Genomic DNA, 21274 nt, shown 5'->3' on the forward strand with positions numbered 1-21274 from the left:
GAATTATTTTTTCGGCGCAAAGGGCGCCGGCCGCCGGCCAGCCGCCTGACGCTCGAGCATCCAGCCCGGATATTCGGCCGGCAGAGCGCTGACCTCGTCGAGGCGAACAAGATCCTCGGTATCGAGCTTCAATTCGGTGGCGGCAAGGTTCTGTTCGAGTTGCTCCATGCGGCTGGCGCCGATGATCACGCTCATCACGAAGGGTTTGGCCAGCACATAGCCCAGCGCGACCGTTGCGACGCTGACGCCGTGCTTGCCGGCGATCTCGCGCATGACGGCGACCGCCGCCCAGGCGCGATCCTCATTGACCGGCGGGAAATTGAAGCTGGCGCGGCGGCCCTCGCCATTACCGGGCGCGCCGGGTCCGTATTTGCCGGAGAGCAGACCGCCCGCCATCGGCGACCAGACCATCAGTCCAAGCTTCTCTTCGTCGAGCAGCGGCACGATCTCGCGCTCCAAGTCGCGACCGGCGATCGAGTAATAGGACTGGACGGTCTCGAAACGGGCAAAGCCTTTACGGTCGGCAATGCCGAGTGCCTTGGCGATGCGCCAGGCTGCCCAGTTCGAAACGCCGACATAGCGGACCTTGCCGCTGGCAACCAGATCGTCGAGCGCCCGCAGCGTCTCGTCGATCGGCGTCACCGTGTCGGTGCCGTGAAGCTGGTAGAGATCAATATGGTCGAGCTGTAGCCGCTCGAGACTGCCCTCGACCGAATCCATGATGTGGCCGCGCGAGGAACCGCGCTGGTTGGGGCCGTCGCCCATGGCGCCATGGGCTTTGGTGGCGATGATCACATCCTGCCGCTTGATACCGAGATTCCTCAGCGACTGGCCGAGAAGCCGTTCCGATGCGCCGAAGGAATAGACGTCCGCCGTGTCGAAGAAATTGACGCCGGCGGCGAGCGAGCGCTCGACGATCCTGTCGACGCCATCCTGGTCGAGGCTAGCGATCAGGCCCCATTGGGCGTTTTCGCCAGCGGCGCCGAAGGTCATGGTGCCGAGGCAAAGTTCGGAGACGAACATCCCCGTGTTTCCAAGTTGATTGTAGCGCATGGTGCGGCTCCGGAAATTTGGTGGTGACGTCTGGCAAATAGGAACGAAACGTTTCGTTTCAAGTCTCTCCGCAGAACGAATTTCCGGCCTGGCGGAAAGGCCGCTGCCGTTACGAACAGCAAAAGGCGCCGCCTCAACCAGCCAGGCGCGCCATGATCGCAAAGGCCGTCATGCCGAAGGCGACTGCGGCGAGCGGCAGGAGGAGCTCGACCAGCGCGGTCTTGGCGCTCACGCGACCTTGTCCGGTGTCGAATTCGCCAGCGATCCAGTCCTCGAAGCTGTGGGCGGCTGTGTCGCTCCGGTGATGGTGTCGAAGCCAGACGCGCCCGGCAAAGGCCGGCAACGCGACCGAGATGATGATGAATCCGGTCATGACGACGAGAAGATAATCGGTATAGCCGCCGTCGCCGAAGCCTATCCAGGCCGACAGCGCGTACCACGCGGCAAGCCCGACCATCGCCAGATAGACGTGCGGGTGCAGCCCGTCGGAGACATATCGGTTATGGGGAACGCGTTCTTTGCTCATGTTGCCCTCCTTCGCATTGCAAAGGAACGGCCATGGTTGGTCGCTCGGGTTCTCCCTCGGAGCTAGCGCACGGCTTAGGCCTCGCAATGCGGTGCTATGACGCGGCTACCTGGCTCCGAAGATCGCCGAGCCGACCCTAACGCTGGTTGCGCCGAAGGCGATCGCCGTCTCGTAATCGCCGGACATGCCCATGGAGAGCTTTTCGACGCCGGCCTCAAGCCCAAGTTTCTCCAGCAACGCGAAATGCGGACCGGGATTCTCGTCGGCTGGCGGAATGCACATCAGACCTTCGATCGCGAGGCCGTGAACCGTACGGCAGCGCGCGACGAACGCGACGGCTTCCCGCGGTTCGATCCCGGCCTTTTGCGGTTCCGAACCGGTGTTGACCTGAACGTAGAGTTTTGGAGACCGGCCCAGTCTGGCGATTTCCTTGGCGAGTTCGGCGGCGATTTTCTCGCGGTCGACCGACTCGATGACATCGAACAGCGCGACCGCTTCCTTCGCCTTGTTCGATTGCAGCGGACCGATGAGATGCAGCTCGATGTCGGGGAAAGCTTCCTTCAGCGCCGGCCATTTTCCTTGTGCTTCCTGGACGCGGTTCTCGCCGAAGATACGCTGGCCGGCCTCGATGACCGGGCGGATATCGTTGGCGTCGAAGGTCTTCGAGACCGCGACCAGCGTCACCGCGCCGGCCTGCCGTCCCGCCTCGCGCTCGGCAGTTGCGATCTTCGCCTTGACCGTGAAAAACTGTTCGACGGCGCTCGTCATGCCTATATCTGCCTCTAGTTTTGATACTCGCCGGATCGCCGCAGTTGACGGGTCCGGCAATCCATGGTGAACACCGCGACGACATTTCCTGGCCGCCGGCCATGTCTGGCGGCTCGTGCCTGCTTTTAAGTGAAAAACATCCGATGGCAACCGAACGATACAATCCGCGCGCGTCAGAGCCCAAATGGCAGAAAGCCTGGGCTGAAAAGAAGCTGTTTGAAGCGCACAACGACGACCCGCGCCCGAAATACTACATGCTGGAGATGTTCCCCTATCCGTCGGGGCGCATCCATATCGGCCATGTGCGCAACTATACGATGGGCGACGTGGTGGCGCGCTACAAGCGGGCCAAGGGTTTCAACGTGCTGCACCCGATCGGCTGGGATGCCTTTGGCCTGCCGGCCGAAAACGCGGCGCGCGACAACAATGTTAATCCACGCGATTGGACCTACGCCAATATCAAAACGATGAAGGGCCAGTTGAAGTCGATGGGTCTGTCTTGGGACTGGGCCCGCGAGTTCGCCACCTGCGATGCGAGCTACTACAAGCACCAGCAGAAGATGTTCCTGGATTTCTGGAAGGCCGGGCTGGCCGAGCGCAAATCGGCGAAGGTCAACTGGGATCCGGTCGATATGACGGTGCTCGCCAACGAACAGGTCATCGACGGGCGCGGCTGGCGATCCGGTGCACTGGTCGAGCAGCGCGACCTGACGCAATGGTTCTTCAAGATTACGTCGATGGCACAGGAATTGCTGGACAGCCTGTCGACGCTGGAGCGCTGGCCGGACAAGGTCAAGCTGATGCAGGCCAACTGGATCGGCCGCTCAGAAGGCCTGCTGATACGCTGGCCGTTGGCTGCCGCTACGGCGCCCGCCGGCGAGCGCGAGCTTGAGGTCTACACGACCCGGCCCGACACTATTTTCGGCGCCTCGTTCATGGCAATTGCGGCAGACCATCCGCTGGCGAAAAGGGCTGCGGAAGACAACGCCGAGCTGGCCGCCTTCATCAAGGATATCAAGCGCGGCGGTACGGCGACTGCCGAGATCGAGACCGCCGAGAAGAAGGGATTTGATACCGGCATCCGAGTCGTTCATCCGTTTGACGAGAGCTGGACGCTGCCGGTTTATGTCGCGAATTTCGTGCTGATGGACTATGGCACGGGCGCCATCTTCGGCTGTCCGTCAGGCGATCAGCGAGATCTCGACTTCGCCAATAAATACGGGTTGCCGGTCATTCCGGTAGTGATGCCGGAAAGTGCCGACGCCGGGACCTTCCAGATCACCGAGGAGGCCTATACCGACGACGGCGTGATGATCAATTCGCGCTTCCTTGATGGTATGACGCCACAGGCGGCATTCGATGAGGTTGCCACCAGGCTGTCAGGCATCGCTATCGGCAATCGGCCGCAGGCTGAGCGCAAGGTGCAGTTCCGTCTGCGCGATTGGCTGGTCTCGCGCCAACGTTGCTGGGGCGCGCCAATCCCGGTGATCTATTGCGACGATTGCGGCGCCGTGCCCGAGCGCGCCGAGAATTTGCCGGTCGAGTTGCCGGATCACCTGTCCTTCGACAAGCCAGGCAATCCGCTAGACAATCATCCGACGTGGAAGCATGTCGACTGTCCGCAATGTGGCAAGCCGGCGCGACGCGACACCGATACGATGGATACGTTTGTTGATTCATCGTGGTATTTCGCGCGCTTCACTGACCCGTGGAACGAGGCTGCGCCGACGACATTGGCCGTGGTCGACGGCAAGAACGGCTGGCTGCCGGTCAACCAATACATCGGCGGTGTCGAGCATGCGATCCTGCACCTGCTCTATTCGCGCTTCTTCACCCGCGCCATGAAAGCGACCGGCCATCTCAATGTGGCCGAAGAGCCGTTCGATGGCCTGTTTACCCAAGGCATGGTTGTGCACGAGACCTACCGTATCGGCAGCGGCGCCAACGGCCAGTATGTCACTCCGGCGGAGGTCAGGGTTGACATGATCGATGGGGAGCGAAAGGCGGCTTTGATCAGCGACGGCACGCCGGTAGAGATCGGCGCGATCGAGAAAATGTCGAAGTCGAAGAAGAATGTCGTCGATCCCGACGATATCTTGGCAAACTACGGCGCTGATACCGCACGCTGGTTCGTGCTGTCCGACTCGCCGCCCGACCGCGACGTGATTTGGACGGAAGCTGGCGTCGAGGGCGCACACCGCTTCGTGCAGCGCGTCTGGCGTCAGGTGTCGGAGGCCGCGCCGGCGCTGGCAGGGGTATCACCTGCACAAGGCGTTTCCGGTCCCGCGCTTGAACTGTCGCGTATGGCCCATCGTGCCGCCAAGCAGGTGGCGGAGGATATCGAGAGGATTGCTTTCAACAAAGGCATCGCTCGGCTCTATGAATTGGTCAATGCTATCCAGGCGCTTGCGCCCGCCGGCGCCTTCACGGCCAGCAAAAGTGAGCTCAGCGGGGCCAATGTCTTGGGTGGCAGAAGTCTGAACCCGGAAAATGCTCCAGCGTTGCGTCAGGCACTGGAAATGCTGGTCATCATGATCGCACCCATGATGCCGCATCTGGCTGACGAATGCTGGTCGACCTTGGGCGGGACAGGATTTGTCGCCGAACGGCCCTGGCCGGCCTATGATCCGTCGCTCGTCGTCGACAGCGAGATCGTGCTGCCGGTCCAGGTCAACGGCAAGAAGCGCGGCGATTTGACAATTGCCCGCGACGCGGACCAAGGTGCGGTCGAAAAAGCGGTTCTGGCTCTCGACTTCGTGCAGAAAGCGCTCGAAGGTAAGGCGCCACGCAAAGTGATCATCGTCCCGCAGAGGATCGTCAATGTCGTTGCCTGACTTAGGGAAGACAGAAGTGACGTATTTGCTGCGCCGCGCAGCGCTTTGCGGCCTGGTCGCTTCGGTTGCGCTGGTTTCAGCCTGCACGGTGCGCCCGCTCTATTCGAGCGCGCCGTTGTCGGCCGGGTCGCAAGTCGGCGCTGCCGCCGAACTCGGGTCCATCTCGGTCAAGCCGGTCAACACCCGCTACGCTCAGCAGGTCCGCAACAACCTGATCTTCGCGCTCGGCCAGGGTGCGGGGGAGCCGGCTTCACCTGCCTATTCGCTTGATCTCGGCGTTAGCGAACTTGTCGAGTCCGCTGCAATCGTGCAGGTCACAACCGATGAGGACGAGCCGACGGCGGGCACGGTGACACTGACCGCGAACTATGTGCTGACCGACGCCAAGACCGGCACGACCATCGCGACCGGCAAGCGCTCGATAGCGTCGTCCTTCGACAAGCCCCGTCAGGAGTTTGCCTCCTACCGGGCGCAAATCGACGCCGAGAACCGCGCGGCGCGCGAATTGGCGGACCTGCTGCGCCTGTCGATCGCCCAGGATCTGGTCAAGCACGGCAAGACGGTGGCGGGTTAACTTTCCGGCCTCGATCAAGACGTTCCGGTTCTCGCTCACAGCCGCTTGCTGGCGCACAAAAAAGGCCGATTGCTCGGCCTTTTTTCATGAACGCGGCGTCTTGTTTTCAGCCGATCTTCTGGCCGGTCTTAGCCCAATCAGCGAGGAACTGCTCCAGGCCCTTGTCGGTCAGCGGGTGCTTGACCAGCGCCTTCAGCGTTGCCGGCGGCGCGGTGATGACGTCGGCGCCGATCAGCGCGGCCTGCTTGACATGGTTCACGGTGCGCACCGAAGCGGTCAGGATCTCGGTCTGGAAATCATAATTATCGTAGATGGTGCGGATGTCCGAGATCAGTTCCATGCCATCCCAGCCGGTGTCGTCGATGCGGCCGACGAAGGGCGAGATGAAGGAGGCGCCGGCCTTGGCGGCGAGCAGCGCCTGGGTCGCCGAGAAGCAGAGCGTGACGTTGACCATGCGGCCGTCCGACCGGATATCCTTACAGGCTCTCAGGCCGTCGAGCGTCAGCGGCACCTTGATGCAGACATTGTCGGCGATCCTGGCCAGGATCTTGGCCTCCGCCATCATGTCCTTGTATTCGGTGGCGACGACTTCGGCAGAGACCGGGCCCTTGACGATCTCGCAGATCTCCCTGGTGACGTCGGCGATCTTGCCGCCGGATTTGAGGATCAGCGAAGGATTGGTGGTAACGCCGTCGAGCAGCCCCAGATCGTTCAGGTCGCGGATTTCATTGACATCGGCAGTGTCGACAAAAAATTTCATGGCGGGTCTCCTGAAGATTTTCATGTGCATGCCATGCACATTTGGGGTCGGCCTTTGCTCTAGACGAAAGTCGGGGCAAGGTCACGCCTCATGATCGAAGATTCGCCCTTTGTCGCAGCCGCGCCAGTGCTGGTGCCGATGCCCGCCGAGCGCCCCTACACCTATGCCGTGCCCGCCGGCATGCGCGTGGTGCCGGGCTCGATCGTGCGCGTGCCGCTTGGTCCGCGCCAGGTTGCGGGCATCGTCTGGGATGGCGCCGTCGAAAAGGTCGATGCCAAAAAACTGCGCCCGATCGAGCAGGTCTTCGACTGCCCGCCGATCGACCGCGCCATGCGCCGCTTCGTCGACTGGATCGCGCAATACACGCTGTCGCCGCCCGGCATGGTGGCGCGCATGCTGCTGCGGGCGCCGGAGGCCTTCGACCCGGAACCGTGGATCGAAGGGTTGCAACGCACCTTTGCCAAACCCGATCGGATGACGGGTGCGCGGATGCGCGTGCTGGAAACAGCCGAAGGCGGGCTTGCCTGGACGCGGTCCGGGCTGGCGCATGCGGCCGGCGTTTCGTCGACCGTCATCGACGGGCTGAAAGCGCAAGGCGTGTTCGAGACCGTCATGATCCCGCCGCGACCGGTGGTCGCAGCACCCGACCCGGGCTACGCCCAGCCTTCGCTGATGCCGGACCAGAGTGACGCGGCCGAGATGCTGCGCACCAATGCCACGGCCGGCGCATTCGGCGTCACGCTGCTCGACGGGGTGACCGGATCGGGCAAGACGGAGGTCTATTTCGAGGCGGTGGCGGCGGCGCTCGACCGTGGCAAGCAGGTGCTGATCCTGCTGCCGGAGATCGCGCTGACCCACGCCTTTCTCGAGCGCTTCCAGGAGCGGTTCGGCGCCAAGCCGGCGGAATGGCATTCGGACCTGCCGCCAAGGATGCGCGAGCGTGTCTGGCGGCAAGTGTCGGAAGGTGGCGTGCGCGTGGTTGCCGGCGCGCGTTCGGCGCTGTTTTTGCCTTTCAGGGAACTCGGGCTGATCGTCGTCGACGAGGAGCACGACCCCGCCTACAAGCAGGAAGACCGCGTCTTCTACAATGCGCGCGACATGGCGGTGGTGCGCGGCCATATCGGTGGCTTTCCGGTGGTGCTCGCCTCGGCGACGCCGTCAGTCGAGAGCCGGGTCAATGCGAGCCAAGGCCGCTATAGCAGGGCGGTGCTGTCGGCGCGCTTTGCCGAGGCGGCCCTTCCCGACCTGAAGACGATCGACATGCGCCGCGCCCCGCCGGCACGCGGCGGCTTCCTGTCGCCGGTGCTGCTTGGCCAAATGCGGCAGACGCTGGAGAAAAAGGAACAATCGCTGCTGTTCCTCAACCGGCGCGGTTATGCGCCGCTGACGCTGTGCCGGGTCTGCGGCCATCGCTTCGGCTGCCCGGTCTGCTCGGCCTGGCTGGTCGAGCATCGTTTTCGCGGCCAGCTGGTCTGCCACCATTGCGGGCACAATGAACGCCGTCCCGAGGCCTGCCCGGAATGCGGCACGCTCGATCATCTGGTCGCCTGCGGGCCGGGCGTCGAGCGCATCGCCGAAGAGGTCGTTGCGCATTTCCCCGACGCCCGAACCATCGTGCTGTCGTCCGACCTGATGGGCGGTGTGCGGCGGCTGAGGCTGGAGCTTGAAGCCATCGCCAATGGCGAGGCCGACATCGTCATCGGCACGCAGCTTGTCGCCAAGGGTCACAATTTCCCCAACATGACGCTGGTCGGCGTGGTCGACGCCGATCTCGGTCTTGCCAATGGCGATCCGCGCGCCGCCGAGCGCACCTTCCAACTGCTCAGCCAGGTGACGGGCCGCGCCGGAAGAACCGGCAAGAAAAGCCTTGGCCTGCTGCAGACCTTCCAGCCCGACCACCCGGTGATGCGGGCGATCGTCTCCGGCGACGCCGAGGCTTTTTACGAGCGCGAGATCACGGAACGTGAACGAGCGGCGCTGCCGCCTTTCGGCCGGCTCGCCGGCGTCATCGTCAGTGCGGCGACGCGGGCGGAAGCCGAAGGGCACGCCCGCGGCCTGCGGCGTGCCGCACCGCAGGCAAGCGACCTGTTCGTGCTCGGACCGGCCGAGGCGCCGCTGTCGCTGATCGGCGGCCGCCATCGCTTTCGCCTGCTGATCCAGGGCGAGCGGCGCGCTGACATGCAAGGGTTCATCCGAGCCATGCTGGCCGAGGGACCGAAGATACGGGGCTCGGTGCGTGTGCAGGTCGACATCGACCCGCAGAGCTTTTTGTGATGGGCGAAGAATTAAGCCCTTGGCCCGCCCTCGGCGAATGGGTTCAGGTACGGTACATCGAGGATGGCGAAATGCCGGACATTGGCTGTCAAGACAGACAGGCCGTTCAAACGAGCAGTCGCTGCGATCAAGACATCAGCCAAGCCCGGATTGACACCTCGTGCGATAGTTGCGTCTTCCAGTCGTCCGGCTTCTGTTGCGATTGCAACATCGACGGGGAGTATGCGCTGGTCAAATTCGATAAGTAAACTTTCGAACCAGCGGCTAATGCGTTCCACCTTCGCATGTCCGCCTGACCGCTTCAGTTTCGCGATGCCTCTTTCCACCTCTAGAATTACGATCGACGACATATGCCAGGAGCCACGCTCCCGTTGTTCAGCAATCCACTTCTGCACATGTTGAGGAATCGGAGTGCGGCCAGGTGCAAAGGCCGAGAGAAAAGACGTATCAAGCAGATAGTCGCTCAAAACTCGACTTCCCGCGATGGCGATTCGTTCCGCTCAAGCTCGATGCCACCTGGGTATTGAAGCAGGAAATCCACGAAGTCTTTTTGGCTGTTTTGCGGATAGAGCTTCCGTCCCTCATCGATCGGTACAACCATGGCTGTCGGCTTGCCGTGCTTGGTAATGACAGTAGGCTCGCCATTCGCCGCCGCCGCCACGAGCACGGAAAGGCTCGCCTTCGCTTCTCGTAGCTGCATTGTCTTCATGCGAGAACTCCTTGTGGTCTCATGTGGTCACAATATAGGAATCGCACAGGAAAAGGAACAGCCCATCATGAAAACCCTTGGCCTCATCGGCGGCATGAGCTGGGAATCGACAGCGATCTACTACCGCCTGCTCAACGAGATCGTGCGCGAGCGGCTGGGTGGGCTGCATTCGGCGAAACTGCTGCTGTGGTCGTTCGACTTCGCCGAGATCGCCGAACGGCAGCACGCTGGCGACTGGCAGGGGGCGGGCGTTCGGCTGGTCGACGCCGCGCGCAAGCTGGAAGCAGCCGGCGCCGAAGGGCTGCTGATCTGCACCAACACCATGCACAAGCTGGCCGACACGGTGCAGACGGCGGTGTCGATACCGCTCATCCACATCGCCGACGCCACCGCCGTTGCGATCAGCCAGGCCGGCGTCAAGCGGCCGGCGCTGCTGGCGACGCGCTTCACCATGGAACAGGATTTCTACAAGGGCCGGCTCACCGACAAATACGGACTTCAACCGGTGGTGCCTGATCAAGCCGGGCGGGATATGGTTCATCGCGTGATCTACGACGAACTTTGCCAGGGCATCATCAGTACCGAATCAAAGGCGGCCTACGTTGGTGAAATCGCTCGCCTGCGGCGCGACGAAAAGATCGACGGCGTCATCATGGGGTGTACCGAGATCACCATGCTGATCGGCCAGCCGGACTTCGACATTCCTGTGTTCGATACGACGCGCATCCATGCCGAGGCGGCGGTCGAATTCGCGCTGGGTTGATGCGCTTTTCCTAAAGTGCCGGCGCCATCTGGCGCATGTCTCTTCCTTCGCTAGAATGCCCGAAATTTCGAAACAGCCATTTACGAGGGGACAGTATGGAATTTGCGTTTCCATGGCCGATGAGCCAGGGCGAGTGGCTGGCGTGGTCGAGCGCTGTCGTGACGTTGCTGTTCGGCCTGCTGCTGTTCCTGGCGCCGGGGCTGGCCTTCCGCATCCTGCGGCTGCAGGTCAAGCCCGAGAAGGCGGCGGCGATCGCCGAAGGGCGTGGCAGGATGTCGGGCTTCTATCTCGGCGTCAGCCTGTGCTGCATTCTGCTGGCGCAGCCGCTGCTCTACATGGCGCTTGGCTTTTCCTGGCTGTTCACCGCGTTCGGCCGGCTGCTGTCGATGATGTCGGATGGCGCCAACACGCCTTTCAACTGGGTTTCAATTGTGGTGGAACTGGCGTTGGCGGCACTGCCGCTTGCCTTCGCCTTCGGCTTTGTGCCTTGAATCAAAGGCTAATTCGGGGCCAGTCGCTAAGCTCGGCCGCCACATGCGACAATAGTGCCTAAAACCATGCAGGACGACGCATTGCGGTCTTAAAATGCCTGTGCTAGACGGCAATCGACTTTCGGCCGGGGATAGCGGAAGCCGCGCCTCCGTGCTTGGAAAAATGCAGTAAGGTCAAAGATTTAGCCAGAGTTCTCGCTCGCGCCAATAATCTGCGGCCTGTCAGACAAGAGAAAAGACGGTCCGTGGCCCAATCGTCATCGCCAATCTCAGGTGTTGCAGAACGCTATGCGGGTTCGCTGTTCGAGCTCGCGCTGCAGGCAAACTCGGTTGCTAAGGTTGAGGCTGACCTCAACAGTTTCGCGACGATGCTCGAAGGCAGTGCCGACCTCACCCGTCTGATCAATAGCCCGGTGTTCTCCAGCGAAGACCAGGCCAGGGCCATTGCGGCGATCGCCGACAAGGCAGGGATCACCGGCCTCACCGGAAATTTCCTGCGCGTCGTCGCCCAGAACCGCCGGCTGTTCGCCATCCCTGGCATGATCAAGGCTTTCCGCCAGATCGCCGCCGAGCATCGTGGCGAGACCGCCGCTGAAGTCACCTCGGCGCATGCGCTGACGGCGGCTCAGCAAACCGAGCTGAAGGCGGCGCTGAAAAGCGTTGCCGGCAAGGATGTCGCGATCACCGTGACCGTCGATCCGTCGCTGCTCGGCGGGCTGGTGGTCAAGATAGGCTCGCGCCAGATCGATACGTCGCTCAAAACCAAACTCAATTCGCTCAAGCTTGCACTGAAAGAGGTCGGCTGATGGACATCCGCGCCGCGGAAATTTCCGCAATTCTGAAAGACCAGATCAAGAATTTCGGCAAGGAGGCCGAGGTCTCCGAAGTCGGCCAGGTTCTGTCCGTCGGTGACGGCATCGCCCGCGTCTATGGCCTCGACAATGTCCAGGCCGGCGAGATGGTCGAGTTCCCCGGCGGCATCCGCGGCATGGCGCTCAACCTCGAAGCCGACAATGTCGGCGTCGTCATCTTCGGCGCCGACCGCGACATCAAGGAAGGCGACATCGTCAAGCGCACCGGCGCCATCGTCGATACGCCTGTCGGCATGGGCCTGCTCGGCCGCGTCGTCGACGCGCTCGGCAACCCGATCGACGGCAAGGGCCCGATCAAGGCGACCGAGCGCAAGCGCGTCGACGTCAAGGCGCCCGGCATCATTCCACGCAAATCGGTGAACGAGCCGATGTCGACCGGCCTCAAGGCCATTGATGCGCTGATCCCGGTCGGCCGCGGCCAGCGCGAGCTGGTCATCGGCGATCGCCAGACCGGCAAGACCGCGATCATCCTCGACACGATGCTCAACCAGAAATCGGTGCACGATCACGGGCCGGAGAAGGAAAAGCTCTACTGCGTCTACGTCGCCGTCGGCCAGAAGCGCTCGACCGTCGCGCAGTTCGTGAAAGTTCTCGAAGAGCGCGGCGCGCTCGACTATTCGATCATCGTCGCCGCCACCGCTTCCGATCCGGCGCCGATGCAGTTCCTGGCGCCGTTCACCGCCTGCACCATGGGCGAATATTTCCGCGACAACGGCATGCATGCGCTGATCAGCTATGACGATCTGTCGAAGCAGGCCGTCGCCTACCGCCAGATGTCGCTGCTGCTGCGCCGCCCGCCTGGTCGCGAAGCCTATCCGGGCGACGTCTTCTACCTGCACTCGCGCCTTCTGGAGCGGGCCGCCAAGCTCAATGACGACAATGGCGGCGGCTCGCTGACGGCGTTGCCGATCATCGAGACCCAGGCCAACGACGTGTCAGCCTACATCCCGACCAACGTCATCTCGATCACCGACGGCCAGATCTTCCTGGAAACCAATCTGTTCTTCCAGGGCGTCCGCCCGGCAGTCAATGTCGGCCTGTCGGTGTCGCGCGTCGGCTCCTCGGCGCAGATCAAGGCGATGAAGCAGGTCGCCGGCTCGATCAAGGGCGAGCTCGCGCAGTACCGCGAAATGGCGGCCTTCGCTCAGTTCGGCTCCGACCTCGACGCCGCCACGCAGCGCCTGCTCAACCGCGGTGCGCGCCTGACCGAACTCCTGAAGCAGCCGCAATTCTCGCCGCTCAAGGTCGAGGAACAGGTCGCGGTGATCTTCGCCGGCGTCAACGGCTATCTCGACAAGCTGGCGATCGACCAGGTCAGCAAGTTCGAGCATGGCTTGCTCAGCCACATGCGCTCGGCCGGCAAGGAGGTGCTCGACGGCATCCGCAAGGAGAAGGCGCTGTCGGACGATCTACGCGCCAAGCTGAAGGCGGAGATCGACACCTTCGCCAAGACCTTCGCTTGAACGAAGCCGGACGGACGGGATCAGGTTTGAAGCATGCCTTCATTAAAAGACCTTCGTAACCGTATCGCCTCGGTCAAGGCGACGCAGAAGATCACCAAGGCGATGCAGATGGTCGCCGCGGCGAAGCTGCGCCGCGCGCAAGAGGCGGCGGAAGCCGCGCGCCCCTATTCGGAGCGCATGGGCGCGGTGCTGGCCAACATCACCCAGGCGATCGGCGGCGGCGGCGAGGCCCCGGCGCTGATGACCGGCACCGGCAAGGACGACGTGCATCTGCTCGTCGTCTGCACTGCCGAGCGTGGTCTGTGCGGCGGCTTCAATTCGCAGATCGCACGCTTTGCCCGCGACCACATCCGCAAGCTTCTGGCCAACGGCAAGAAGGTCAAGATCATCTGCGTCGGCAAAAAAGGGTTCGACATCCTGCGCCGCGACTACGCGGAGCTGATCATCGAGCGCGTAGACCTGCGCGAAGTGAAGACGCTCGGCTTCGTCAATGCCGATGCCATTGCCAAGAAAGTCATCCAGCTCTTCAACGAGGGCGGCTTCGACATCTGCACGCTGTTCTATTCGCAGTTCAAGTCGGTGATCAGCCAAGTCCCGACGACCCAGCAGATCATCCCGGCAGGTGTGGCTTCGGCTGCCGCCGAGACGACGGACGGCGGCAATGCCGTCTATGAATACGAGCCGGAGCCGGGCGAAATCCTCTCCGACCTCATCCCGCGCAACATCTCCGTGCAGGTCTTCCGTGCGCTGCTCGAAAATGCGGCCGGCGAGATGGGTGCCAAGATGAGCGCCATGGATAATGCGACACGCAACGCCGGCGACATGATCAACAAGTTGTCGATCACCTACAACCGCCAGCGGCAGGCGCAGATCACCAAGGAATTGATCGAAATCATTTCGGGCGCCGAGGCGCTCTAGGCGTGCTCCCACGAAGGTCTGTGACCTTCAAGCGGATCGCGTGAGAAACAAAGAGACGAAAAGGGTAAAGACGATGGCGAAAGCAGCGACCCCGAAGACGGCGGCCCCGAAGACCGCCGCGAAGGCGGCAGCACCGGCAAAGGCTCCGGCAGCGGCAGCAAAGGCCGCTCCGGCCAAGAAGGCGGCAGCGCCTGCCAAGGCTGTTGCGGCGAAGGCGCCGACCGTGGCCATCAAGAAGACCGGCTTGGCGGGCAAGGTTCGCCAGGTCATCGGCGCCGTTGTTGACGTGCAGTTCGGCGAACATCTGCCGGCGATCCTGAACGCGCTGGAAACGTCCAATGTCGGCAATCGCCTCGTGCTCGAGGTGGCCCAGCATCTCGGCGAGAACACCGTGCGCTGCATCGCCATGGACTCGACTGAAGGTCTGGTTCGCGGCCAGGACGTCTATGACACAGGCGCGCCGATCACCGTGCCGGTCGGCCCGGGCATGCTCGGCCGCATCATCAACGTCATCGGCGAGCCGGTCGACGAGGCAGGCCCGGTCGACGGCATCGAGATGCGCTCCATCCACCAGCCGGCCCCGACCTATGTCGAGCAGTCGACGGAAGCGCAGATCCTGGTCACCGGCATCAAGGTTCTCGACCTGCTTGCGCCTTATGCCCGCGGCGGCAAGATCGGCCTGTTCGGCGGCGCCGGCGTTGGCAAGACGGTGCTGATCCAGGAACTGATCAACAACGTCGCCAAGGCGCATGGCGGCTTCTCGGTGTTCGCCGGCGTCGGTGAGCGCACCCGCGAAGGAAACGACCTCTACCATGAGTTCATCGAGTCCGGCGTCAACAAGAAGGGCGGCGGCGAAGGCTCAAAAGCGGCGCTCGTCTATGGCCAGATGAACGAGCCGCCGGGCGCGCGCGCCCGCGTCGGTCTGACCGGTCTGACGGTCGCCGAATATTTCCGCGACCAGGGCCAGGACGTGCTGTTCTTTGTCGACAACATCTTCCGCTTCACGCAAGCGGGTTCGGAAGTGTCGGCGCTGCTCGGACGTATTCCTTCGGCCGTGGGCTACCAGCCGACGCTGGCCACCGACATGGGCGCGCTGCAGGAACGCATCACGACGACGACCAAGGGCTCGATCACCTCCGTGCAGGCGATCTACGTGCCGGCCGACGATCTGACCGACCCGGCGCCGGCGACCTCTTTCGCCCACCTCGACGCGACGACCGTGCTCAACCGCGCAATCTCGGAAAAGGGCATCTACCCGGCCGTCGATCCGCTCGATTCGACCTCGCGCATGCTCGACCCGATGGTCGTTGGCGAAGAGCATTACCAGGTCGCCCGCCAGGTGCAGTCGATCCTTCAGCGCTACAAGTCGCTGCAGGACATCATCGCCATCCTGGGCATGGACGAGCTGTCGGAAGAGGACAAGCAGACGGTGGCCCGCGCCCGCAAGATCGAGCGCTTCCTGTCGCAGCCCTTCTTCGTCGCCGAAGTGTTCACCGGCGCGCCGGGCAAGCTGGTCGATCTCGCCGACACCATCAAGGGCTTCAAGGGCCTCTGCAACGGCGACTACGACCATCTGCCGGAAGCCGCCTTTTACATGGTCGGCGGCATCGAGGAAGCGGTCGAGAAGGCACAGCGCCTGGCGGCTGAAGCGGCGTAATCAAGGCAATAGGGAGTAGTCAGTAGTCGGTAGTGAATAGCAGCTGGGTGATCGGGACAATTGTCCTCTCCCTACCCCTACTCACTATTCCCTACTCACTAAATTGACATGGCTGAAGCTTTCAAATTCGAACTGGTCTCGCCGGAGCGCCTGCTGGTTTCCGAGCAGGTCGAATCCGTCGTCATTCCGGGCGCCGAAGGCGAAATGACTGTCATGGCGCATCACGCGCCGGTCATGACCACGATCAAGCCGGGTGTCGTCACGGTGAAGACCGCCGCCGGAAAGGAAGAACGCTACGTCGTGTTCGGCGGCTTTGCCGACATCGTTCCGGCTGGCTGCACGTTGCTGGCAGAATCGGCGGTAGCCGTCGGCGACATCGACCGCGCCGACCTTGCCCGCCGCATCCAGGAAGCCAGGGAAGACGCCGCCGACGCTAAGGACGATCAGACCCGTACCAAGGCCGAGCAGTTCCTTAGCCAGCTCACCACACTTGAGAGCGCCATCCTGCCGGCCTAAAGGCTGGGCTATCCCTCGTCATTCAGGGCGAAGCGGAGCGTAGGTCCTGGGATTTATGCTACGACATCGGCCAAGAGTAGGACGGCCCAGGATAAAGCTTCCGTCGCGTTCCTTCGCGCCCCCCTCTGTCCTGCCGGACATCTCCCCCACGGGTGGGGAGATCGGCCGTCACGGCGGCTTTCGCAAATCTCCGACGTTGCTGAACTGGCGCCGGCATCAGAGCTGCCAATCTCCCCCCTTGTGGGGGAGATGTCCGGCAGGACAGAGGGGGGCGCTGTCCCGCCGACCTCCGCAATCCGATCCTAGCCAGCGCTAGGCCCCCTAGGTTCATTCGCTCCGTATGCCGAGTGCGGCGAGGGCGAAGGCCACACCACCCTGCCGCAGGCGCTCGAGATGGGCGGCAGCGAGGTCGATCAGCGTCAGGCGCTCTGCGCCGCCTTTGGCGAAGCCGGCCAGGTCGAACACCGCCGCCACCGCTTCGCCAGCCGATAGCTGTCGAGTGCCAAGTGCGGCCAGGGCAAGGTCGAGCGGATCGGTGAAATGATTTTCCGGCAGGGATTTGCCGCGCGCCTCGCAGGCGGCGATCCAGGCGGCCACCACCAGCATCAGATGCGCGGGCGGGGCACCGGCACTCAGCCGCTCCATGGCCGAGGCAACGATGCGCTGCGGCAGTTTCTGGCTGCCGTCATTGGCGATCTGCGCCGTCCGGTGGGCAAGCGCGGTGTTCGAATAGCGCTTAGCGAGTTGAGCCGTGTAGTCGGTCGTGTCTAGCCCGGCGTCCTGCGGCAGCGTCGGGATGGCCTCGGCCCATAATCCGTCGACGAATTGCCGGATCGCCAGATCGGCAAAGGCGCGGTCGACCGTCTCATATCCGCTGAGCAGGCCGAGATAGGCGATGGCCGAATGCGAGCCGTTGAGCAGGCGCAGCTTCATGTCCTCGAACGGCCCGACATCACCGACCATGGTGACGCCGAACTTTTCCCAGGCCGGCCTGCCCGCCGGGAAATCGTCTTCGACCACCCATTGGCAGAACGGCTCGGTCATCACCGGCCACGCGTCTTCGACGCCGAGCTGGCCTGATATCCTTGTCCGGTCGGCATCGGTGGTCGCCGGCACGATGCGATCGACCATGCTCGATGGAAACGCCACCTCGTCGGCGATATGGCGGGCGAGATCGGCATCGCCTGAAGTGGCGAGCCTGGCATCGCCTGAAGTGGCGAGCCTGGCATCGCCTGAAGTGGCGAGCCTGGTACCGCGTAGCGCGGCGAATTCGACCAGCAGCCTGTGCAGCGTGGCGCCATTGGCCGGGAGATTGTCGCAGCAGAGCACGGTGAATGGCCGGATGCCGGCGGCACGGCGGCGCGAAAGCGATTCGGTCAGGAAACCATGCGCCGTTCGCGGCATTTGCGGGTTCGCCAAATCATGGACGATGTCGGGATGGGCTGTGTCCAGTCCGCCACCCGCCGCCCTGAGATAGGCTTTCTCGGTGATCGTCAGCGTGACGATCGAGGTGCGCGGATCGGTCAGCGCGGCCAGCACCGCGCCCGGATCTTCCGGGGCCACCAGCATCGACAGGATCGAGCCGACGACGCGCAGGCTTTCACTGTCGCTGCTTCTGACCGCCAGCGTGTAGACCCCGTCCTGCGGCGCCAGCGCGTCGCGTGTGTCGGCGCTGCGCAGCGAGACGCCGACAATGCCCCAATCCGTCTCTCCCGTCGCCAGGCAGTCGTCGACATAGGCTGCCTGATGAGCGCGGTGGAACGCGCCGACGCCGAGATGGACGATGCCTGGCACGATCTCGTCGCGATCATATCCAGGGATCGCGGCCAGAGCCGGCAATGCCTGCAGCGTGCTGTTGGAAAGGCGTCTGTTGGTCATGGTGCGGCGATCGTCCGGAGGCGTGGCTGGCAGCGGCGTAACATCCGTTTCCATCCTGCACAATGGGTCACCGCCATCAAGTCATCATATAACAACCCGATTTTTGTATGTTGACATTACTTCTTTCCGATCCTACCGATTGCCGTATTGGGAGGATTGATGTGGCCGTGCTGACGCATCCGGATTTGCTGTTTCCATCGGAGACGCGTCCGCTTTCGCTTGCCCGCGATCTTTACGCCGGCGTGAAGAACCTGCCGATCGTCAGCCCGCATGGTCACACCGATCCGCGCTGGTATGCGCTCAACGAGGCGTTTGCCGATCCGGCGCAATTGCTTGTTGTGCCGGACCACTACATCTTCCGCATGCTGTTCAGCCAGGGCGTCCGCCTCGAGGACCTCGGCGTGCCAACGCTCGACGGCTCACCGGTGGAGACCGACGGCAGGACGATCTGGCGGCGCTTCGCCGAGCACTATCATCTGTTCCGCGGCACGCCGACGCGGCTGTGGTTCGACCATGTGCTTGCCCATCTGTTCGGCATCGAAGAGCCGCTGACGGCCGCAACCGCCGACCGCCATTACGACACGATCGCGACCTTGCTGCAGTGGGAGAATTTTCGCCCGCGAGCGCTGTTCGAGCGCTTCAACATTGAGGTCATCGCGACGACCGAAGGCGCGCTCGACGATCTCAAATGGCACCAGATGATCCGCGACAGCGGCTGGGATGGGCGCGTCGTCACCGCCTATCGGCCGGACGCGGTCGTCGATCCCGATTTCGAAGGGTTTTCGGCCAATCTCGACCAGCTCGGAGAAATCACCGGCTGCGACACCGGCACCTGGGCCGGCTATCTCGATGCGCATCGCCAACGGCGTGCCTTCTTCAAAAGTTTCGGCGCGACCGCGTCGGATCACGGCCATCCGACGGCGGAGACCGCCAATCTGTCGGATGCCGCCGCGCAGGAGCTGTTCAACCGCATCCGCCGGGGCTCGGATGACGAGCGCGAGCGAAAACTGTTTCGTGCCCAGATGCTGACCGAGATGGCCAAGATGAGCCGCGACGATGGGCTTGTCTTGCAAATCCATCCCGGCTCCTTTCGCAATCACTCGCCTGCCGTCTTCCAGAAGTTCGGCAGGGACAAGGGTTTCGATATCCCGACCCGAACCGACTATGTGACGGCGCTGAAGCCGCTGCTCGACTGCGTCGGGCTGGAGCGCGACCTTACCATCATCCTCTTCACGCTGGACGAGACCAGCTATGCGCGCGAACTGGCGCCGCTCGCCGGCGTCTACCCGGCGCTGAAACTCGGGCCGGCCTGGTGGTTCCACGACAGCCCGGAGGGCATGCGCCGGTTCCGCGAGATGACGACCGAGACGGCCGGCTTCTACAACACCGTCGGCTTCAACGACGATACCCGCGCTTTTCCATCCATCCCGGCTCGCCACGATGTGGCGCGTCGGGTCGATTGCGCCTTTCTTGCGCGTCTCGTCGCCGAGCACCGACTCCGCGAGGACGAGGCGCACGAGTTGGCGCAGTATCTGGCCTATACGCTCGCGAAAAAGGCGTACCGGCTCTAATGGCGCTTGCCGCCATCGTTCAAACGGGAGGAAACCAATGCTGCATTTTTCTAGACTGGCGGGAGCTACGCTGCTTGCCGCCGCACTGATGGCTGGAACGGCAAGCGCCCAGACGGTTCTGCGCTCGTCCGACACGCATCCGGACGGCTATCCGACGGTCGAGGCGGTCAAATATTTCGGCGAGCTTGTGAAGGAGCGGACGGCCGGCCGCTATACGGTCGAGCTTTATCATTCCGCGCAGCTCGGCGAGGAAAAGGACACGATCGAGCAGGTGCGCTCCGGCGTGATCGACCTCAACCGCGTCTCGATGGCGCCGTTCAACGGGCTTATTCCCGAAACCACCGTGCCTTCGCTGCCCTACATCTTCCGCTCGGAAGACCATATGCACAAGGTCATTGACGGAGCGGTCGGCGACCAGATCGCGGCGGCGTTCGAACAGGTCGGGCTGGTGCTGCTTGCCTTCTATGACGGCGGCGCGCGCTCCTTCTACAATTCGAAGAAGCCGATCAACTCTGTAGCCGATCTGGCCGGCATGAAGTTCCGCGTCATCCAGTCCGACATCTTCGTCGACATGGTGGCGGCACTCGGCGCCAACGCGACGCCGATGCCGTATGGCGAGGTATATTCGGCGATCGAGACCGGGGTCATTGACGGCGCGGAGAACAATTTTCCGAGCTACGATACCGCCAAGCATGCGGAAGTGGCCAAGTTCTATTCGCTCGACGAGCACACGATGGTGCCGGAAGCCTTCGTCATGGCGAAGTCGAGTTGGGACAAGCTGACGCCGGAAGACCAGGCGATCTTCAAGGCGGCCGCCAAGGAAAGCGTCGCCAAGCAGCGTGAGCTGTGGGCCGCCAAGGTCAAGGAATCGCGTGCCAAGGTCGAGGCGGCCGGTTCGCAGATCACGACGCCGGACAAGCAGCCCTTCATCGACGCGATGGGCCCGGTCTACGAGAAGCACGTCAAGGACGACAAGCTGAAGGCCATGGTCGAGGCCATCAAGGCCGCGCAGTGATCAAGCGGCGGCGCGGGCATTCCGCGCCGCCATCCTCTTGCGGAGAGAACCGGTGACCTTCAGCCCAGAACAGAGACCGCCCCTTGCCGGCATCGCGCGCGTGATGTCGCGCGTCAGCACGGCGGCGCTGTGGATCGCCGGCATCGGGCTGGTGCTGATGACCGCCTTCGTCGCCTGGCAGGTGTTCGGCCGCTATGTTCTGAACCGCTCGCCGAGCTGGACCGAGCAGGGCTCGGTGATGCTGATGAGCTGGTTCATTTTCCTCGGCGCCGCCGTCGGCGTGCGCGAGAACTATCACCTCGGCTTCGACGTCCTGCTCTACGTGCTGCCGAAAGGCGGCAAGCGTTGGCTGAGGATGATCTCGGACCTCGTCGCGCTCGCCTTCGGCATCGGCATGATCTGGTATGGCAGCCAGCTGGTCGCCTTGACCTGGGGCGCCACCTTGCCGTCGCTCGGCATATCAGGGGGCTGGGACTACGTCCCGCTTGTCGCGGGAGGCGCGCTCATCGTGCTTTTCACGCTGGAGCGGATCGTGCTTCGCCTCTCCGGTGCGCCGATCGACGATGCGCTCGATGAGCTGCCGCCGGCGGAAGTCGCAGCCGAACTCGACACAGCGAACGTGAAGGTCTGAC

Annotated in this window: 20 protein-coding genes; 13 read left to right on the forward strand and 7 right to left on the reverse strand. The window is 63.1% G+C overall.

Features of this window, described 5'->3' with window-relative positions:
* Positions 1–3: 3 nt before the first annotated feature.
* The 3 genes from EOC94_RS00870 to EOC94_RS00880 all read right to left on the reverse strand — a co-directional run bounded on the left by EOC94_RS00870 (position 4) and on the right by EOC94_RS00880 (position 2347).
* Positions 4–1053 (reverse strand): aldo/keto reductase, encoded by a 1050-nt coding sequence (locus tag EOC94_RS00870; RefSeq protein ID WP_126104471.1) that lies wholly within the window; start codon positions 1051–1053, stop codon positions 4–6.
* A 133-nt stretch (positions 1054–1186) separates the two neighbouring features.
* On the reverse strand, positions 1187–1579 hold the full coding sequence (locus tag EOC94_RS00875; RefSeq protein WP_126104472.1) for a hypothetical protein: 393 nt from the start codon (positions 1577–1579) through the stop codon (positions 1187–1189).
* A gap of 105 nt (positions 1580–1684) precedes the next feature.
* Positions 1685–2347, reverse strand: a complete 663-nt coding sequence (locus EOC94_RS00880; RefSeq protein WP_126104473.1) for a YggS family pyridoxal phosphate-dependent enzyme — start codon at positions 2345–2347, stop codon at positions 1685–1687.
* 143 nt (positions 2348–2490) lie between these two features.
* Between EOC94_RS00880 and leuS the strand changes: the two genes are divergently transcribed.
* Together leuS and lptE are read left to right on the forward strand one after the other, a co-directional pair.
* The gene (leuS, locus tag EOC94_RS00885) at positions 2491–5181 is read left to right on the forward strand and encodes a leucine--tRNA ligase (RefSeq protein ID WP_127288335.1); all 2691 of its coding nucleotides are present in this window, start codon (positions 2491–2493) and stop codon (positions 5179–5181) included.
* Positions 5168–5755, forward strand: coding sequence for an LPS assembly lipoprotein LptE (lptE, locus tag EOC94_RS00890; RefSeq protein WP_095487579.1), 588 nt, complete (start codon positions 5168–5170; stop codon positions 5753–5755). The genes leuS and lptE overlap by 14 nt, the downstream gene beginning before the upstream one ends.
* 106 nt (positions 5756–5861) lie before the next feature.
* On the opposite strand, the gene fsa is transcribed toward lptE, so the two are convergent.
* Positions 5862–6515 (reverse strand): fructose-6-phosphate aldolase, encoded by a 654-nt coding sequence (gene fsa / locus EOC94_RS00895; protein ID WP_095487577.1) that lies wholly within the window; start codon positions 6513–6515, stop codon positions 5862–5864.
* A gap of 90 nt (positions 6516–6605) precedes the next feature.
* Between fsa and EOC94_RS00900 the strand changes: the two genes are divergently transcribed.
* Entirely contained in the window at positions 6606–8789 is a 2184-nt protein-coding gene (locus EOC94_RS00900) for a primosomal protein N' (protein ID WP_127206278.1), read from the forward strand.
* A gap of 11 nt (positions 8790–8800) precedes the next feature.
* Here the strand turns inward: EOC94_RS00900 and EOC94_RS00905 are convergent, their stop codons facing one another.
* Entirely contained in the window at positions 8801–9256 is a 456-nt protein-coding gene (locus EOC94_RS00905) for a type II toxin-antitoxin system VapC family toxin (RefSeq protein ID WP_127288336.1), read from the reverse strand.
* Positions 9253–9498, reverse strand: coding sequence for a type II toxin-antitoxin system prevent-host-death family antitoxin (locus EOC94_RS00910; RefSeq protein ID WP_095487571.1), 246 nt, complete (start codon positions 9496–9498; stop codon positions 9253–9255). Before EOC94_RS00910 ends, EOC94_RS00905 begins: the two co-directional genes overlap by 4 nt.
* Positions 9499–9565: 67 nt before the next feature.
* On the opposite strand from EOC94_RS00910, the gene EOC94_RS00915 reads away from it, so the two are divergent.
* From EOC94_RS00915 to EOC94_RS00950, 7 genes are all read left to right on the forward strand, one after another.
* Complete coding sequence (locus tag EOC94_RS00915) at positions 9566–10261, forward strand: aspartate/glutamate racemase family protein (RefSeq protein ID WP_127288337.1); 696 nt, start codon at positions 9566–9568, stop codon at positions 10259–10261.
* A gap of 95 nt (positions 10262–10356) precedes the next feature.
* A complete protein-coding gene (locus tag EOC94_RS00920; protein WP_127288338.1) occupies positions 10357–10752 on the forward strand; it encodes a DUF4345 family protein in 396 nt (131 codons plus the stop codon).
* A 245-nt stretch (positions 10753–10997) separates the two neighbouring features.
* Positions 10998–11558, forward strand: a complete 561-nt coding sequence (locus EOC94_RS00925) for a F0F1 ATP synthase subunit delta (RefSeq protein WP_095487565.1) — start codon at positions 10998–11000, stop codon at positions 11556–11558.
* Positions 11558–13087, forward strand: a complete 1530-nt coding sequence (atpA, locus tag EOC94_RS00930; protein WP_095487564.1) for a F0F1 ATP synthase subunit alpha — start codon at positions 11558–11560, stop codon at positions 13085–13087. The genes EOC94_RS00925 and atpA overlap by 1 nt, the downstream gene beginning before the upstream one ends.
* Before the next feature lie 33 nt (positions 13088–13120).
* A complete protein-coding gene (locus tag EOC94_RS00935) occupies positions 13121–14005 on the forward strand; it encodes a F0F1 ATP synthase subunit gamma (RefSeq protein WP_095487562.1) in 885 nt (294 codons plus the stop codon).
* A 73-nt stretch (positions 14006–14078) separates the two neighbouring features.
* A complete protein-coding gene (atpD, locus tag EOC94_RS00945) occupies positions 14079–15662 on the forward strand; it encodes a F0F1 ATP synthase subunit beta (RefSeq protein ID WP_164547086.1) in 1584 nt (527 codons plus the stop codon).
* 108 nt (positions 15663–15770) lie between these two features.
* Complete coding sequence (locus tag EOC94_RS00950) at positions 15771–16178, forward strand: F0F1 ATP synthase subunit epsilon (protein ID WP_127288339.1); 408 nt, start codon at positions 15771–15773, stop codon at positions 16176–16178.
* A gap of 327 nt (positions 16179–16505) precedes the next feature.
* On the opposite strand, the gene EOC94_RS00955 is transcribed toward EOC94_RS00950, so the two are convergent.
* Positions 16506–18056, reverse strand: coding sequence for a mannitol dehydrogenase family protein (locus EOC94_RS00955; protein ID WP_185928124.1), 1551 nt, complete (start codon positions 18054–18056; stop codon positions 16506–16508).
* Between the two features lie 161 nt (positions 18057–18217).
* Here EOC94_RS00955 and uxaC point away from each other — a divergent pair, with 161 nt between their 5' ends.
* The 3 genes from uxaC (at position 18218) to EOC94_RS00970 (ending at position 21273) form a co-directional block, all read left to right on the forward strand.
* Complete coding sequence (gene uxaC / locus EOC94_RS00960; RefSeq protein WP_127206165.1) at positions 18218–19627, forward strand: glucuronate isomerase; 1410 nt, start codon at positions 18218–18220, stop codon at positions 19625–19627.
* Between the two features lie 37 nt (positions 19628–19664).
* Positions 19665–20642 carry a TRAP transporter substrate-binding protein gene (locus tag EOC94_RS00965; protein WP_127206166.1) on the forward strand — a complete coding sequence of 326 codons (978 nt, stop codon included), beginning with the start codon at positions 19665–19667 and terminating at the stop codon, positions 20640–20642.
* Between the two features lie 103 nt (positions 20643–20745).
* Entirely contained in the window at positions 20746–21273 is a 528-nt protein-coding gene (locus tag EOC94_RS00970; RefSeq protein ID WP_091600171.1) for a TRAP transporter small permease, read from the forward strand.
* The last annotated feature ends 1 nt before the right edge of the window (position 21274 follow it).

It is taken from the genome of Mesorhizobium sp. M6A.T.Ce.TU.016.01.1.1, from assembly GCF_003997065.1.
GTDB classification, from domain to species: Bacteria; Pseudomonadota; Alphaproteobacteria; order Rhizobiales; family Rhizobiaceae; genus Mesorhizobium; species Mesorhizobium mediterraneum.

Coding starts and splice junctions, on each gene's coding strand:
- EOC94_RS00870 (WP_126104471.1), bottom strand. CDS start 1,053: ATGCGCTACAATCAACTTGGAAACACGGGGATGTTCGTCTCCGAACTT.
- atpA (WP_095487564.1), top strand. CDS start 11,558: ATGGACATCCGCGCCGCGGAAATTTCCGCAATTCTGAAAGACCAGATC.
- atpD (WP_164547086.1), top strand. CDS start 14,079: ATGGCGAAAGCAGCGACCCCGAAGACGGCGGCCCCGAAGACCGCCGCG.
- EOC94_RS00900 (WP_127206278.1), top strand. CDS start 6,606: ATGATCGAAGATTCGCCCTTTGTCGCAGCCGCGCCAGTGCTGGTGCCG.
- leuS (WP_127288335.1), top strand. CDS start 2,491: ATGGCAACCGAACGATACAATCCGCGCGCGTCAGAGCCCAAATGGCAG.
- EOC94_RS00915 (WP_127288337.1), top strand. CDS start 9,566: ATGAAAACCCTTGGCCTCATCGGCGGCATGAGCTGGGAATCGACAGCG.
- EOC94_RS00935 (WP_095487562.1), top strand. CDS start 13,121: ATGCCTTCATTAAAAGACCTTCGTAACCGTATCGCCTCGGTCAAGGCG.
- EOC94_RS00970 (WP_091600171.1), top strand. CDS start 20,746: ATGTCGCGCGTCAGCACGGCGGCGCTGTGGATCGCCGGCATCGGGCTG.
- EOC94_RS00880 (WP_126104473.1), bottom strand. CDS start 2,347: ATGACGAGCGCCGTCGAACAGTTTTTCACGGTCAAGGCGAAGATCGCA.
- EOC94_RS00910 (WP_095487571.1), bottom strand. CDS start 9,498: ATGAAGACAATGCAGCTACGAGAAGCGAAGGCGAGCCTTTCCGTGCTC.
- lptE (WP_095487579.1), top strand. CDS start 5,168: ATGTCGTTGCCTGACTTAGGGAAGACAGAAGTGACGTATTTGCTGCGC.
- EOC94_RS00965 (WP_127206166.1), top strand. CDS start 19,665: ATGCTGCATTTTTCTAGACTGGCGGGAGCTACGCTGCTTGCCGCCGCA.
- fsa (WP_095487577.1), bottom strand. CDS start 6,515: ATGAAATTTTTTGTCGACACTGCCGATGTCAATGAAATCCGCGACCTG.
- EOC94_RS00955 (WP_185928124.1), bottom strand. CDS start 18,056: ATGACCAACAGACGCCTTTCCAACAGCACGCTGCAGGCATTGCCGGCT.
- EOC94_RS00950 (WP_127288339.1), top strand. CDS start 15,771: ATGGCTGAAGCTTTCAAATTCGAACTGGTCTCGCCGGAGCGCCTGCTG.
- EOC94_RS00875 (WP_126104472.1), bottom strand. CDS start 1,579: ATGAGCAAAGAACGCGTTCCCCATAACCGATATGTCTCCGACGGGCTG.
- EOC94_RS00920 (WP_127288338.1), top strand. CDS start 10,357: ATGGAATTTGCGTTTCCATGGCCGATGAGCCAGGGCGAGTGGCTGGCG.